This window comes from Amycolatopsis sp. DSM 110486, from assembly GCF_019468465.1.
Classification (GTDB): domain Bacteria; phylum Actinomycetota; class Actinomycetes; order Mycobacteriales; family Pseudonocardiaceae; genus Amycolatopsis.
On sequence record NZ_CP080519.1, the window covers coordinates 2330368 to 2345421 of the forward strand.

General features: G+C 70.1%; 15 protein-coding genes. 10 read left to right on the forward strand and 5 right to left on the reverse strand.

Features of this window, described 5'->3' with window-relative positions:
- Positions 1-195: 195 nt before the first annotated feature.
- Genes K1T34_RS11180 through K1T34_RS11225 form a run of 10 tightly spaced genes read left to right on the forward strand, consistent with a single transcriptional unit; the run spans position 196 to position 10684 of the window.
- On the forward strand, positions 196-1377 hold the full coding sequence (locus K1T34_RS11180) for an ABC transporter substrate-binding protein (RefSeq protein WP_220244205.1): 1182 nt from the start codon (positions 196-198) through the stop codon (positions 1375-1377).
- A gap of 24 nt (positions 1378-1401) precedes the next feature.
- On the forward strand, positions 1402-2256 hold the full coding sequence (locus K1T34_RS11185) for a branched-chain amino acid ABC transporter permease (protein ID WP_220244206.1): 855 nt from the start codon (positions 1402-1404) through the stop codon (positions 2254-2256).
- Positions 2253-3290 carry a branched-chain amino acid ABC transporter permease gene (locus K1T34_RS11190; protein ID WP_220244207.1) on the forward strand — a complete coding sequence of 346 codons (1038 nt, stop codon included), beginning with the start codon at positions 2253-2255 and terminating at the stop codon, positions 3288-3290. The genes K1T34_RS11185 and K1T34_RS11190 overlap by 4 nt, the downstream gene beginning before the upstream one ends.
- Positions 3283-4077 carry an ABC transporter ATP-binding protein gene (locus K1T34_RS11195; RefSeq protein ID WP_220244208.1) on the forward strand — a complete coding sequence of 265 codons (795 nt, stop codon included), beginning with the start codon at positions 3283-3285 and terminating at the stop codon, positions 4075-4077. The genes K1T34_RS11190 and K1T34_RS11195 overlap by 8 nt, the downstream gene beginning before the upstream one ends.
- On the forward strand, positions 4074-4778 hold the full coding sequence (locus K1T34_RS11200) for an ABC transporter ATP-binding protein (RefSeq protein WP_220244209.1): 705 nt from the start codon (positions 4074-4076) through the stop codon (positions 4776-4778). The genes K1T34_RS11195 and K1T34_RS11200 overlap by 4 nt, the downstream gene beginning before the upstream one ends.
- A gap of 25 nt (positions 4779-4803) precedes the next feature.
- Entirely contained in the window at positions 4804-5925 is a 1122-nt protein-coding gene (locus K1T34_RS11205) for a mandelate racemase/muconate lactonizing enzyme family protein (protein WP_220244210.1), read from the forward strand.
- A gap of 5 nt (positions 5926-5930) precedes the next feature.
- Positions 5931-7112: an iron-containing alcohol dehydrogenase family protein gene (locus K1T34_RS11210; protein ID WP_220244211.1), complete on the forward strand. Its 1182-nt coding sequence runs from the start codon at positions 5931-5933 to the stop codon at positions 7110-7112.
- Positions 7082-9160 (forward strand): acetate--CoA ligase family protein, encoded by a 2079-nt coding sequence (locus K1T34_RS11215; RefSeq protein WP_220244212.1) that lies wholly within the window; start codon positions 7082-7084, stop codon positions 9158-9160. Before K1T34_RS11210 ends, K1T34_RS11215 begins: the two co-directional genes overlap by 31 nt.
- Before the next feature lie 17 nt (positions 9161-9177).
- The gene (locus K1T34_RS11220) at positions 9178-9579 is read left to right on the forward strand and encodes a carboxymuconolactone decarboxylase family protein (RefSeq protein WP_220244213.1); all 402 of its coding nucleotides are present in this window, start codon (positions 9178-9180) and stop codon (positions 9577-9579) included.
- A complete protein-coding gene (locus K1T34_RS11225; protein WP_220244214.1) occupies positions 9560-10684 on the forward strand; it encodes a MaoC family dehydratase N-terminal domain-containing protein in 1125 nt (374 codons plus the stop codon). The genes K1T34_RS11220 and K1T34_RS11225 overlap by 20 nt, the downstream gene beginning before the upstream one ends.
- Positions 10685-10729: 45 nt before the next feature.
- Here the strand turns inward: K1T34_RS11225 and K1T34_RS11230 are convergent, their stop codons facing one another.
- The 5 genes from K1T34_RS11230 to K1T34_RS11250 all read right to left on the reverse strand — a co-directional run bounded on the left by K1T34_RS11230 (position 10730) and on the right by K1T34_RS11250 (position 15052).
- Positions 10730-12040 carry an MFS transporter gene (locus K1T34_RS11230; RefSeq protein ID WP_220244215.1) on the reverse strand — a complete coding sequence of 437 codons (1311 nt, stop codon included), beginning with the start codon at positions 12038-12040 and terminating at the stop codon, positions 10730-10732.
- A 73-nt stretch (positions 12041-12113) separates the two neighbouring features.
- Positions 12114-12692 carry an NADPH-dependent FMN reductase gene (locus K1T34_RS11235; protein WP_220244216.1) on the reverse strand — a complete coding sequence of 193 codons (579 nt, stop codon included), beginning with the start codon at positions 12690-12692 and terminating at the stop codon, positions 12114-12116.
- Positions 12693-12705: 13 nt separating this feature from the next.
- Entirely contained in the window at positions 12706-13506 is an 801-nt protein-coding gene (locus tag K1T34_RS11240; protein ID WP_220244217.1) for a tryptophan 2,3-dioxygenase family protein, read from the reverse strand.
- Complete coding sequence (locus tag K1T34_RS11245; RefSeq protein WP_220244218.1) at positions 13503-14522, reverse strand: amidohydrolase family protein; 1020 nt, start codon at positions 14520-14522, stop codon at positions 13503-13505. The genes K1T34_RS11240 and K1T34_RS11245 overlap by 4 nt, the downstream gene beginning before the upstream one ends.
- Entirely contained in the window at positions 14522-15052 is a 531-nt protein-coding gene (locus tag K1T34_RS11250) for a 3-hydroxyanthranilate 3,4-dioxygenase (protein WP_220244219.1), read from the reverse strand. Before K1T34_RS11250 ends, K1T34_RS11245 begins: the two co-directional genes overlap by 1 nt.
- Between the last annotated feature and the right edge of the window lie 2 nt (positions 15053-15054).

Here is a 15054-nt window from a genome sequence, read left to right on the forward strand (position 1 = left end):
GCAACGACCGTTGCATCCCACATGAGCAGGAGGTATGCCACTGACCGGCGCAAAGAGCAACGGCGAGAGCCTTGACACTGGACTGAGTTGACAGTAAAAATCTGCACTCACAGTGCGCCTCCTGCGGATCTGGTCCCCGCCGCCGCCGGCGTCGTCGTCTCGAATCATCCGAACCAATGACGCGGAGGAATGATGATGACTTTTCCCAGGCGGCCGCGAAAACTCGCGCTGGTGGCCGCCGTCGCCACCGCCGCCGCGGTGCTCACGGCCTGCGGCTCGAGCGGGTCGAGCAGCGACAGCATCAAGATCGGCGTGCAGTTCGGCCTCACCGGGGCCGACGCCGCGTTCGACGCGGTCTACCAGGACTCCGCCAAGCTCGCCTTCGCCGACCTGACCAAGAACGGCGTCAACGGCCACTCCGTCGAACTGCTCTACGCCGACGACGCGAGCGACCCGGCGACCGCCGTCACGGTGGCGCGCAAGTACATCACGCAGGACAAGGTCTCGGTGCTCTACGGGCCCGCCTTCACGCCCACCGCGCTGTCGACCATGCAGGTCGCGAGCAGCACGAAAACCCCGTTCTACACACCGGGCAGCATCAACCCGCAGCTCACCTCGCCGCTCAACAAGTACACGTTCGCCCCGGCGTTCTCCTCCAACGACGTCGCCACCGGCATCGCGAAGCTCGTGAACTCCATGGGCGCCAAGAAGATCGGCATGATGGTGGAGTCCGACGCGTACGGCGACGCCGCGCTGTCCGGCGCCAAGGACGCGCTCGCCAAGTACGGCCTCACCGTCGACTCGACGCAGAAGATCGCCGCCGACGCCACTGACGCCACCAGCCAGGTGCAGGGACTGAAGGACGCCGGCGTCGACGCCGTGCTGCTCGGTATCACCGCGCCGCCGATGGCCGCGGTGATCAACGCCGAGATCCACCAGGCCACCTACCTGCCGCTGGTCACGTTCGCCGGGTCCAACACCTCGCTCGACCAGCTCGCGAAGTCGGACCCGAAGGTGCGTTACTACGCGCTGACCCCGCTGGCGTGTCCCGTCGGGGACCCGTGCACGGCCGACTTCATGAAGGCGTGGAAGGCCGAGCACCCGACCACCGAGCCGATCGTGTGGACAGTGCAGGCCTACGCGGCGGCCAAGGCGTTCATCGCCGGGCTGCGCAACGCCAAGGACACCACCCCCGAAGGGCTGGTCACCGGCCTGGAGACGATGAAGCCGTTCTCGACGCCCGAGCTGCCGTGCCCCATCGCGTTCTCCACGACCTCGCACAAGGGCAACTCCTGCACCAACTTCTACGGCATCTCCGGCGGCAAGGTCTCGTTCTTCGGCAGCGACACGACCCAGAACCAGCTCACCGCGAACTGACCTTGCCCCAGTGAGGACTGATCGATGGTCACCACCGCCACTTTCGGCACCGGAATCGTCAACGGATTCGCCCTAGCCCTCGTCTCACTCGGTTTCACGCTCGTCTACCGCGCCACCGGCGTGGTCAACTTCGCCAACGGCAGCCAGATGGTGCTCGGCGGCTACGTCGCGTGGGAGCTCGGCTCGCACGGGTTCCCCGCGTGGGTGGTCATGCTCGGCGCCGTCGCCGCGGGCGTCGCTTCGGGTGTGGTCGTCGACCAGATCGCGTTGCGCCCCCTGCGCGGCGCGAGCCTGCTCGCCCAGATCATCGTGCTGATCGCGGTCACCGAGGTCGCCGGCGGGTTGTTCCTGTCGTCGTTCGGGGCCGAGGCCAAGACGATGACGCCTTACGCGGGCCGCTCGCCGATCGTGCCGGGACTCGGCTGGTCGGCGAGCGACGTGGTGCTCATGGTGGTGAGCCTCGTGCTCGTCGCCGGGCTCACGCTGGTGCTGCGTGGCACGTCGGCCGGCCTGCGGATGCGGCTGGTCGCGAGCAACCGCCTCGGCGCCACGGTCGTCGGCGTGAACCCGGCGCGGGTCTCCACGCTGGCGTGGTGCGTCGGCGGCGGCCTCGCGGCGCTGAGCGGCGCGCTGATCTTCCCGACCTACCTGCTGTCCCCGGACCTCGGGCAGCAGTACACGTTCGACAGCTTCGCCGCCGTGGTCCTCGGTGGGTTCGGCAGCCTGCCGGGCGCCGCCGTCGGCGGGGTGCTGATCGGGGTCGTGCAGTCGGTCGTGTCGGGGTCGATCGGGGCGAGCTACAGCGCCTTCGTGTCGCTCGGCGTGATGCTCGTGATCCTGCTGACGCGGCCCACCGGACTGTTCGGAGCACGCGCATGACCACTGTCAATGTCCCCCGCCGAGTGCGGGCCGCCGTCCGCGATTCCGCGCTGCCGGTGGAGAAGTGGCTCGGCCGGTTGCGCGTGCCGACGCCCAGCACGGTGACGTCGCCGGCCGGCGAGAAGCGCTACGTCGGTTCGCTGTGGACCACGGCCGGGGTCGTGCTCGTCGCGGTGGTCGTCGCCGTGTGGGCCGACGTCGGCGGCGGCTACATCCAGACCGTGGTGGGCCTGTTCGCCGCGTACCTGGTGTCCGCGCTCGGGTACACGGTCGTGCTCGGGCAGGCGGGGCAGTTCGCCTTCTGCCAGAACGCGTTCATGGCGTTGGGCGCCTACGGGTACGCGGTTTCCGAGCCTCGCTTCGGTCCGGTCGGCGGACTGATCGTCGGCGCCGTGGCCGCGACCGTGGCGGGCACCATCATCGGAGTCGCCATCATCCGCACCCGCGATCTGTACCTGGCGCTGCTCACGCTCGCGTTCTCCCAGGCCGCGCTGCTCGCGATCCAGCTGTGGCCACCCACGCAAGGCGACAATGGGATCCTCGTCGACCTCGGCGGCGATCAGGCCTACCTCGTCGCCGTGGTGTTCGCGGCGGTCGCGCTGATCGTGGTGCAGCGCATGACGCGCTCGAAGATCGGCCGCGCGTTCGCCCTCGTGCGCACCGACGAGAAGGCCGCCGCGACGATGGGCGTGAACGTGCCGCTCACGCGGATGCTGGCGTTCGCGTTCAGCAGCCTGCTCGGCGGGCTCGGCGGCGTGCTGCTGGGCGCGGTCCTCACGTTCATCACGCCGACGAACTTCACGCTCGAGCTGACGTTGCTGTTGCTCACGATGATCGTGATCGGCGGCGTCGGGAGCGTGTGGGGCACGGTCACGGGTGTGCTGATCATGGTGGTGGTGCAGCAGTTCCTGCCCAGCAGCGGGAGTTTCGGCAGCTACCTCAACGCGGGCCTGCTGTTCGTGATCCTCGTGCTGCGGCCCGGTGGGCTGCGCTCGCTGGTGAACCTGCGCTCGTCGGGCGGCAGCCGTGGCTGACGCGATCCTCGATCTCGACTCCGTATTCGTCCGCTTCGGCGGGCTGGTCGCGGTGGGCGGTGTGAGCTTCTCCGTGGAGCGCGGCTCGGTCACCGGGCTGGTCGGACCCAACGGCGCGGGCAAGACCACGCTGTTCAACGCGATCAGCGGCCTGGTCCCCGTGACCGGGGGCGCGATCAACTTGCGGACCACGCGGGGCTCCGCCGACTTGACAGGCGTGGGTGCGTGGCGGCGGGCCGGGCTGGGCATCGGGCGCACCTTCCAGGACTCGCGGCTCGTGGCCGGCCTGCCGGTGCTCGACCAGCTGGCCACCGGCGCGTTCGCGGGGCGCAGCCGGTTCCTCGGCGCCGTGCTCCGCGGCCGCAGCTTCCTGGCCGACGAGAGGCAACTTGTCGACCGGGCCCACGAAGTGTTCGCGCAGCTGAAGATCGAGCACCAGGCCGCGGTGAACGTCGACCTGCTCTCGGCGCCCGAACGGCGGCTGGTGGACCTCGGCCGCGCGCTGATGAGCCGGCCGGAGCTCCTGCTGCTCGACGAGATCAGTGCCGGAATGCCCGTGGAGGACAAGGAAATGGTGGCCGACCGCGTGCTCGACTACGTCCGGTCCTCGGGCGCGACGGTGATCTTCGTCGAGCACGACATGGGCTTCGTCCGGCGGGTCGCCGACCGCACGGTGGTGCTGGCCGAGGGCGAGATCCTCGCCGACGGCGGCCCGGAAGAGGTGCTGCGGCGCCCGGACGTGCTCGCCGCCTACATCGGCCCCGGAGCCGAAGGAGCACTGCGATGACGTTCTCCGCGCAGGGAATCCACGCCGGTTACGGGCGGATCCCGGTGGTGCACGACCTCGGCTTCGAGGTCGCCGCGGGTGGGTACCTCGGCATCGTCGGCGCCAACGGCGCGGGCAAGAGCACGCTGCTCAAGGCCTTGTCCGGCGTGGTCACGCCGCACGCCGGGACCATCCGGCTCGGCGACGAAGACCTCACCGGTGTGCCGGCGTGGGACCGGGCCCGCCGCGGGCTCGCGTTCGTCCCCGAGTCGCGCGAGCTCTTCGGCGAGCTGACCGTGGAAGAGCACTTGCATGCGGGTTGCCTGCAGGTGCGGGGCCGGGCGAAGCGCACGGAACGGACCGACTTCGCGTACGAGCTCTTTCCCGTGCTGCGCGACCTGCGCCGCCGCACGGCCGGCCGGCTTTCCGGTGGCCAGCAGCAGTCGCTGGCCGTTGCGCGGGCCGTGGTGTCCCAGCCGAGGGTGCTGCTGCTCGACGAACCCTCCCTCGGCCTGTCCCCGATCGCGGTCAGCGGGCTCGTCGAGTCACTGACCCGGCTCGCGCGTACCACGGACATGGCCGTGGTCATCGCCGAGCAGAGCCTCACGGTCGTGCGGGAGCTGTGCGACGACGTGCTGGTGCTCAACCTCGGCCGCGAGGTCGAGCGGGGCCCGGCCGCCGCGGTGCTCACCCGCTCGGTCATCGAGAACGCGTTCCTGTGAAAACTCCCCCGGAGGTGTGCGACAGGTGACAACCAGCAAGATCTCCTCGATCGACGTCATCCCGTTCCGGATTCCCCTGAAACACGAGGTGAAGTTCGCGACGGGCCGGCTGACCCACGCCGAGCACCTGCTGGTGCGCGTGCGCACGGCCGACGGTGTCGTCGGCCTGGCCGAGGCCATCCCCCGGCCGATGATCTACGGCGAGACCACCGTGTCGATCGCGCACGTGATCGACACGATGATCGCGCCGGCCGCGCAGTCGCTCGACCTGCTCGGCACCGAAGAGCTCGGCCACCGGCTGCGCCACCTCGCCGGCAACCCGACCGCCCGCGGCGCGGTGGAGCTGGCGATGTTCGACGCGCTGGGCAAGACGCTCGGCGTGTCCTGCCACGACCTGCTCGGCGGCTACGCACCGGAGGTCCGTTGCACCGCGATCCTCGGCGCGGGCACGATCGACGAGGTCGTGGCCGAGACCGCGGCACTGCGCGCGGAACACGGCATCACCAGCTACAAGGTCAAGGTCGGCCTGGACCTCGACCGTGACGTGCGACTGGTCGCTCAGCTGCGCCAGGAGCACCCCGACGCGTTGATCTACGTCGATGCCAACCACGGTTACTCCGCGGCCGACGCGATGACCTTTCTGGGGTCCACAAAGGACCATCGGCTCGCGTGGATCGAAGAGCCGTGCCCGGCCGAGGACGTGCTCGGGCGCGCCGACGTGGTCGCCAAGACGACCGTGCCCGTGCTCGGCGACGAGAGCTGCACGACGCCGCGTGAGGTCGCCACCGAGATCCTGGCCCGGCGCTGCACGATGATCAGCATCAAGCTGGCCCGTACGGGAATTCGCGCGTCCACGCGGATCCGCGAGTTCTGCGCGGCCGTCGGCGCGCAGGCGATCGTGGGCAGCCAGGGCGACTCGGCGATCGGCACGTACACCAGCGCCGCGTTCGCCGCCGCCAGCCCCGTGACCGCGCAGCATCCGGCCGAGCTGGCCTACCTGCTCAACTTAGACGGCGACCTCGTGGTCACCCCGCCCGAAATCCGGGACGGCGTGCTGCGGGTGCCCGCCGAACCCGGCTTCGGGTTCGAGATCGACGAAGCCGCACTGGCGCGTTTCCGGACCGACCGGCCCGGGGAAAGGAGCTGAACCGCGTGTTCCGTTACGACCAGGCAAGGCAGGTGCTCACCGTGGGGGCCGGCACGATCGCGACGGTGCCGGACGAGCTCACCGCTCTGTCCGCCCGTTCGGTGTGCCTCGTCGGCAGCCCGCGTTCACTCGCGTCGGCCGCCGGGCAGGCGACGCGCGAAGCGTTGCGCGGCTTCGACGTCCGGCACGAGTTCGGCAAGATCGCGCCGCACGCGCCGATCACCGACACCGAGGCGATGGCGCGGCAGCTGCGCGACGACCCGCCCGACGCGCTGGTGGCCGTCGGCGGCGGCAGCGTGAGCGACACCGCGAAAGCGCTTTCCATCCTGCTGGCCGAAGGCTTTCCGCTCGAGGCCAAGTGCAGCACGTTCACACCACCCGACGTGTTGAAGCACGTGCAGCTCAACCAGCCGAAGATCCCCGTGCTCACCATCCCGACGACGTTGTCGGGCGCGGAAGTCACGCCTGGCGGCGGCGCGACGGACGCTCGCGGCATCAAGCGCGTGTTCTGGGACCAGAAGGTCGCCTCGCGGGTGGTGGTGTACGACCCCGAACTGTTCACCGACGTCCCGGCCGAGCTGCTCCTGACCACCGGCATGAACGGGCTCGCCCACTGCGCCGAAGCCCTGTACTCCAAGTCCGCGTCGCCGTTCACGGACGCGCTGGCGGCCGAAGGCGCGCGGCGGTTCGCCGAGACGTTGCCCCTGATCGGCGGCGCGACCGGACGGCTGCCCGTCGACCTGCTGGAGGACGCGCTCACCGCCGCGGCCATCGGCGGCCTGGTCATCAGCAACGCGCGGGTCGGCCTGCACCACGCCGTCTGCCACGTGCTCGGCGCCGCGTACGGCGTGCCGCACGGGGTCGCGAACTCCGTGATGCTGCCGTACGTCCTCGAGTACAACCACGATCACACCGAGGCCAAGCAGGCGATCCTGGCCCGCGCACTCGGCGAAGGGCTCGGAGAGACGGGCAGCGCGGCGGTGCTGGCCGCGACCGTGCAGCGGCGCGCCGGCGTGCCGCGGACGCTGGCGGACACCGGCCTCGCCGAGTCCGACCTGGAGCGGGTGGCCGGGGAAGTCTTGCAGGACCGTGGTTTGTTCTTCAACCCCAAGCGAGTCCCCGACGCCGGTGCGGTGCTGGGCGTGCTGCGGCGCGCGTGGACCGGCACCGTGACCGGGGCCGCGTGATGGCGGAGCTCGCCACCGGGAGCGCGCTCGTCGACCTCGTCACCGCGCCCCGCAGTGTGGTCGTCGTCGGCGCGTCGGCCGACCCGGCCAAGCCCGCGGGCCGGCCGCTGGCCTACCTCAGCCGCTACGGGTTCACGGGCGACGTGTTCGTCGTCAACCCACGACACTCCGTCGTCGGCGGTTACCCGGCGGTGCCGGCCGTGCTCGACCTCCCCGTCGACGCGGCCGAGGCCGCCATCGTCAACCTGCCCGCCGACCAAGTGCCGAGCGCGTTGCACGACCTCGACAGCCGCGGTGTGCGGGTCGCGGTCGTGATCGGCAGCGGCTTCGAGCGCCCGGACAGCGCGCCGCGCCAGGAGCTCAACCGGTTCCTGGCCTCGCCCGACCGGCGGCTGCGTGTGATCGGCCCCAACTGCGTGGGCACGATGAGCGTGGTTTCCGGCGCGCACCTGAACTTCTCGAGCGTGCTCGGCCGCGGCCCGGCGCGCGCGGGTTCGGTCGCGATGATCACGCAGAGCGGCGCGAGCGGCAACGGGCTGCTCATGTCGATCCTGCGCCGTGGCGGCGGCATCGCGCACTGGTTCAGCACCGGGGACGAGTTCGACGTCGGCGCCCTCGAATTGCTCGTCGGCGTCCTGGCCCGCGACGACGTGCGCACGGTCGGGCTGTTCCTCGAAGCCATCACCGACCTCGACTGGCTGCCCGTGGCGACGGAAGCCATCGCGCGTACCGGGAAACGGGTGTTCCTGGTCAAGATCGCCGACAGCGACCTCGGACAGCTCGCCGCCGGCGGGCACACCGGGCGGGTGGTCGGGTCCAGCGACATCTCGCACGCGGTGCTGAAGCAGGCCGGGTTCGTGCGGGTGCCGGGGATCGCCGAGCTGGCCGACTGCCTGGTGACCGCGCAGGTCGTCGGTGAGCTGCCCGCGCGGCCGCGGATCGCCGCGGCGTCGGTGTCGGGAGCGGGGGCGGTGGTGCTGGCCGACCGCGTGCAGCAGGCTCCGGCGTTGTCGCTGCCGGCGTTGGGTACGGCGACGCGGCGGCAGCTGCAGGAAGTGCTGGCCGATCGGGTCGAGCTGCACAACCCCATGGACGTGCCGTTCCTCGGCGAGACCGAGACGTTCGCACGGACCGTGGCCACGTTGTCCGAAGCGCCGGAATCGGACGTCGTCGTGGCGGTCGAATCGAGCCTCGCGCACGATCGTGAGGTGCTGACCGAGGTCCTCACCGCCCGGTCCCCCACCGCGAGCCCCGTCGTGCTGAGTCACCTCAGCGAGGACGACCCGATCCCGGAAGCCCTCCTCGCGCGGCTCGCCGCGGCCCGGGTGGCCGTGGTCCCGACGCCGGAACGGGCGGTGCAAGCGCTGGGCCTGCTCGCGGGTGACGCGGGTGCGCAAGCCGCGGCCGAACCTGCCGAAGACCTGACCGGGTACCTCGGCCTGCCGGACATCGCCGCCTTGCTCCCCGCGGATTTCCCCTGGGCGCCTTGGGTTTCCGCACCCGACCGGGAGGCCGCGGCGGAGGCGGCGAGACGCTGGGGCTACCCCGTCGCGGTCAAGGCGGCCGGGCAGACGATCGCGCACCGGTCCGAGCTCGGCGCCGTCGCGGTGGTGCGCGCCGAGGACGACCTGACGGCAGCGTACGAGCGGGTCGCGAAGGTGTGCGCCGAACACGGCGACGACGTCGTGGTGCAGCAAGGCGTCGGCGCGGGGCAGGAAGTGCTGGTGGCCGTGGTGCGCGACCCGGAGTACGGCCTGTCCGCCGTGCTCCGGCCGGGTGGCGTCAACGCCGAGCTGCTCGACGATCAGGTCGTGCTCTGGCACGGCTGGCCCGCCGGGCAACGGCTGGCGACGCTGCGTGAGTCCCGGCTCGGCGTGCTCCTGTCCGGCTACCGCGGCCAGACGGCGAGTGACGTCGAGGCACTCAACACCGCGATCACCACCTTGTTCACGGCGCTGGCCGACCAGCCGGTGTCCTTTGTGGAACTCAACCCCGTGCTCGTGCTGGCGGACGGGGTCCGCGCGATCGACGCGATCGGGCGGAAATGAAGGCTGAAGGGAAGAGCATGACCGCACAAGACAGGTTGCAGCACTACCAGGAGTCGCTGGGCAACATCCCGCCCGCCATCTCGACGATGTTCGCGATGGACGAGGGGTTCGCCGGCGACTACACCGACATCCGCGAGCGGATCTACACCCAGCACGCCGACGGGCTCTCGCTCGCGATGAAGGAGCTGCTGCTGGTCATGTTCGACCTGGCCGTGAGCAACGCCGGCGGCGCGATCAACCACCTGCGCGCGGCCAAGCGGGCCGGGCTCACCGGTGAGCAGCTGCGCGAGTCGCTGCAGATCGCGTTCCTCGTGCTGGGCGTGTCGGGCTGGGGCAAGGTCGGCTACAAGCTGTGGGCGGCCTGGGAGAACGACTTCGAGGAAGAGGGGGCGAGCACCAATGGCCACCACGCGTCTTGAGTTCAGCACCGAGATCACTGACGAGATGCTGTCGGAGGCGGCAGCGCTCGAAGGCCAGGAGATCCGCGTCGAGCCGTGGAACAACGAGGCGACGCTGGACACCATCCGCCACTACGCCTGGGGGCTCGGCGACCACAACCCGCTGTTCCACGACGAGCAGTACGCGGCGACGAGCCCGCACGGCGGTGTGATCGCCCCGCCGACCTTCCTGTACTCCAGCTACGACGGCGCCGTCGGCCTCGGTTTCCCCGGCGTGCAGCCGATCTACGCGGGCACCGAGTGGGTGTTCCACGAGACGATCCACCGCGGCGACCGGATCCTGCCGAAGGCGCGGCTGGGGAAGGTGACCGTCCACAGTGGCCGCCACGCCGACCGGTTCGCGATCCAGCGCGTGCACACCGAGTACCGCCGCGAGAGCGACGGGGTGCTGCTGGCCGAGGCGCTGGCCAGCACGTTCCGCGTGCCGCGCGCCGCGGCGTCGGGCGGGTTGTCGTACAAGGCCCGCGACCGGCACGTCTACCGCGACGAGGAGCTGGAGGAGATCCGCCGCTGGGCGATCACGGAGGCACGTCGGGGCACGGCGCCACGCAACCCGGCCGAGGTCCAGGTCGGTGACGTGGTGCCCGAGGTCGTGAAGGGCCCGATCGACCAGATCACCATGACGGCGTACTACGCCGGCTGCATCGGCTCGCCCGGCTACAAGGCGGGCGAGATCTCGTGGCTGTACCGCACGTGGGCCGTCGAGGAGCCGGAGCGGCTGCCGAACAACTACGACCCCACGTACTTCAGCGAGCGCGTGCTGCCCAGCCTCGGACACCAGGACCCCGAGGTGGCCAAGGAGATCGGCATGCCCGGCGCGTACAACAACGGCCCGCAGAAGTGCGGCTGGATGGCGCACCCCGTGCTGAACTGGATGGGTGACGCCGGTTCGCTGCGGGAGTTCTCCGTGCGCCTGCGCCGCCCCGACATCTTCGGCGACACCGTCTGGTGTGGCGGCAAGGTGACCGAGGTGCGGGACAACGGTGACGTGCTCATCGCGTTGTCCGCACGCAACCAGCTCGGCGAGCAGACCGCAGAGGGCAGCGCCCTGGTGCGCTTGAGCTGAGACCCGGCGGGCGGCGCGGTGTGCGCGCCGCCCGCCGGCAGCTCGTCAGTCCACCGGGGCGGCGAGCGGGGTGGCGACTGTCTTCTTGCGACGGACGGATTCCCTGACCAGGAACACCGCCACGAACGACACCGCGGCCATCAACGCCAGGTACAACGCGATCGCGTTGGCCGTCTGGAACTCGGCGAACAACGACGTCGCGATGATGGGCGCCAGCGCACCGCCGGCGACCGCGCCGATCTGGTAGCCCACCGAGACACCCGAGTAGCGGACGCGGGCGCCGAACATCTCGGAGAACAACGCCGGGCACGGGCCGTAGGTGAGGCTGAAGATGACCTGCGCGATGACGAGCGCCACGGTGATCAGCACGGGTGAGCCGGTGTTCACGAGCCAGAACATCGGGAAGCCCCACACCGCCAGTCCCGCGGCACCGCTCAGGAACACCTTGCGGCGGCCGATGCGGTCGGACAACGCCGCGGCTGCCGGGATCGTCAACCCCGAGGCAACGGCGGAGATCAGCACCGCCACCAGGATCGTGCCACGCGGAAGGCCCAGGGCCTGCGTGGCGTACGACAGGATGTAGACCGTGAGCAGGTAGTACGCGCCGCCGTTGATCACGGTCGCGCCGGCGGCGAGCAGGATCTGCTTCGGGTGCGAGCGCAGCAGTTCCAGCAGCGGCGCGCGCCGCTGCGCCGGCTCCTCCGAAGGCGCCGCGTGAGTTTCCGACGCCCGCGACTGGGCGTAGAGCCCGACCGCGATGAGCAGGATGCTCAGCAGGAACGGGATCCGCCAGCCCCACGCCAGGAACGCGTCCTGCGACAGCGCGGCCGAGAGAATCAGGAACATCACGTTGGAGAAGATCAACGCGATCGGCACCCCGAGCTGCGCGAAGCTGCCGTAGAACCCGCGTTTGCCCTCCGGCGCGCACTCCGTCACCAGCAGCACCGCACCACCCCACTGCCCGCCCAGCGCCAGGCCCTGGACCAGGCGCAGCACCACGAGCAGGATCGGCGCGGCCACACCGAGGGTGGCGTACGACGGCAGCAAGCCGATCGCCGTCGTGGCCGCGCCCATGATCATCATGGCCGTGACCAGCGCCGGCTTGCGGCCGAACTTGTCACCGAAGTGCCCGAACACGGCCGCCCCCACGGGCCGGATCAGGAACCCGACGGCGAACGTGCTGAACGCGAGCAGCGTGCCCGCGACGGAATCGACCGACGGAAAGAACAGTTTGTTCAGCACCAGCGCCGAAGCCGACGCGTAGATGAAGAAGTCGTACCACTCGATGGCCGAACCGGCGACGCTGACGAGGATGTTCTTTCTCATCTGCCGGGGCGGCGGGGACAACTGGGTCATGGGGGAACTCCGTTGTTCAGGGGACGGGGGTTTTTCGGGCGACGGGGGTTGTTCGGGCGACGAGGAAAGCGCTTCACCGACCGAGCGAGGCCAGGGCGCGCCGGTGTTCGATCAGGTCGACCAGGCCGTCGACCACGGCGGTGAGGATCGGCAGCGACGGCGAACCCACCGGCAGCTCGCCGTCGGCGAGGGCCTGGTGGGCGTGGGGCAGCACGAACTCGGGCTGGCCCACCACGTCGGCGTTCATCTTGTGCAGCACCGAGCGCAGGTTCAGCTGTGCGCGAATGGTGCCCAGCGGCCCTTGCGAAGCGCCGATGATCGCGACGGGCTTGCGTTCCAGCACCGGACCTTCGTCCACGGGACGGGAAAGCCAGTCCAGCCCGTTCTTGAGCACACCGGGCATGGCCGCGTTGTACTCCGGGGTGGCGATGAGCACCCCGTCGGCCGCGCGGATCCGGCGTCGCAGCTGCGCGACGGCGGGCGGGGCCGGGTGTTCGTCGTCCTCGTTGAACGGCGGGATCGCCGCCAGGTCACCGAAGACGTCGAAGGTGAGCTCGGGCGGCGCGAGCTGCGTGACCGCCGTGAGCAGGCGCGTGTTGAGGGACTCCTTGCGCAGGCTTCCCGACAGCGCGAGGATCGTCAAGTCCGACAAGGGTTTTCTCCAGTCAGGAATCTTCCGGGTCCATGGACCACAGTTCGGGGAACGGCACCTCGATCGCCGTCTGCGCCAGCCAGTCGAGGCCGCTGGAGCCGTAGTAGCCGGGCCGGTGGCCGAACGAGCGGCGCGTGGCCACGAGGTGCAGGTGCTTGTACTCGGCGTAGCCCTCCGCGATCTTCATCAGGGCCTCACCGCAGAACCGCAGGTCCACCATCGCGGGGTCGCCGCCGTAGAAGACCGCGGTCCACGCGCGCACCACGTCGGGGTGCGACTCGTGTTCCTCCTGCGGGTCACGCTTCACGATCGAGTCCGGAATGGACAGTCCACGCCGGCTCAGCAGCGCGAGCGCCTCGTCGTAGACGCTCGGCTCGCGCAGGGTCGTCAGCAGTGACGAGTGCTCGTCCGGCATCGACGACACCGGGTCGGCCAGCGCGTGCGGGCGGATGCCGAGCAGGAACACCAGCTCGCGATACTTCCACGACTGCAGCGACGAAGACTTGCCGTGGACGGAACCGAGGCCGTTCTTGATCGGCAGGAAGTCGCCGACGGTCATCCACTCCAGCGATTTCCACGACGCGTTGAGGCCCACGAAGTGGTCCGCCGCTCGCCGCAGGGCCGCCGCGGCCGAAGGGGTCTCACCGTCCCGGAAGTGCCGCGCGGCGAAGCGCAGCTCGGTGGTGATCAGGCCGAAGTACAGTTCCTGCACCTGGCACACCACGAGGAACGAGCGCTCGCCCTCCAGGTCGGTCACCGGCTCCTGCAGCGTGTGCAGCACGTCGGCCTTGAGGTAGGAGTTGTACGCGGTCATCTCGTGACCTCCTCTGGCAGGGACAGGAACCGCGCGGCGTTGCCGCCGAGCAACAGGTCGCGTTCGGCTTCGGACAGGAACTGTGCTTTTCGCACCACCTGGCCCACCGGCCGTTCGCCCAGCGGGTACGGGTAGTCGCTGCCGAGCAGGATGTTCTCCACGCCGACGACGTCGACCAGCAGGCGCAGCGCCGACGGGTCGAACACCACGCTGTCCACGGAGAACCGGCCGAGGTAGCTCGACGGCGGGTTCGCCGAGCCGCCGATCACGTCGTGGCGCTCGTGCCAGGCGTTTTCCAGCCGGCCGAGCCAGAACGCGAACGAGCCGCCGCCGTGCGCGAAGCAGATCTTGAGCGTCTCGGGCACCTGGTCGAACACGCCGCCGAGAATCATCGCCAGCAGCGAAAGGTGCGTCTCCGCGGGCATGCCCGTGAGCCACTGCGACATCCAGCGGCCCAGCCGCGGCGAGCTCGGCATGTCCCACGGGTGCACGAACACCGGCACGCCCTTGGCCGCGCAGTGCTGCAGGAACATGACGATGCCGGCGTCATCGAGGTCGCGATCGCCCACGTGGTTGCCGATCTCGACGCCACGGTGGCCGGCGGCGAGGCAGCGGTCGAGCTCTTCGCACGCGAGATCCGGGTCCTGCAGCGGAACCTGGCAGAACGGCAGCAGCCGTCCGGAGGCCGGCTCGCAGATCTCCAGCGCGAGGTCGTTGAAGACCTTCGCGATCCGCACGGCCTCGGCCGGCGTGCGGTCGTAGGAGAAGAACACCGGTGTCGGCGAGACGACCTGCACGTCGACCTGGTCCTCGCCCATCTCACGCAGCCGCTCGCCGGCGTCCCAGCAGTTGGCGAGGATGCGCCGGAACTCGCGCGAGCCGACCATGATGGTCGCCTCGCGCTCGTTCTCGACGCGCAGCCACGGCAGAGTGCTCTCCTGGCCCGTGCCGTCTGCGCCCAGCTGCGGCCAGCCGCGCGGGACGTAGTGCGTGTGGACGTCGATCACCTGTGGCATCAGAGCGCGGACCTTCCGGGGTGCACCGTGCCGCAGTTGGCGCACTTGCGCAGGGACTCGTCGTTGTAGAACTGCTCGAATACCGGCGGCAGGTCCTCGACGATGTCACGCACCTGCAGTTCGACCTCGTGCACGAGGTGCTCGCAGTTGAGGCAGTACCATTGGAACTTCTCCAGCGTGCCCTCTTCGCGGACGCGCTCGATCACGACACCGATCGAGCCGGCCTCGGGACGCTGCGGCGAATGCGGCACATTGCCGGGCAGCAGCCACATGTCGCCCTCGCGCACGTGGACCGTCTGCTGGCCCTTGTCGGACATGACGTTGACGTGCATGTTGCCCTTGACCTGGTAGAACCACTCCTCGTACGGGTCGACGTGGAAGTCGGTCCGCTGGTTGGGCCCGCCGACGACCTGCACGATGAAGTCGCCCGTGCGTTCCCACATCTGCTTGTTGTTGACCGGCGGCTTGAGCAGGTGCTGGTGTTCGGAGACCCACGCGGCGAAGTTGAAGACGGGATTGATGTCGGTCACGG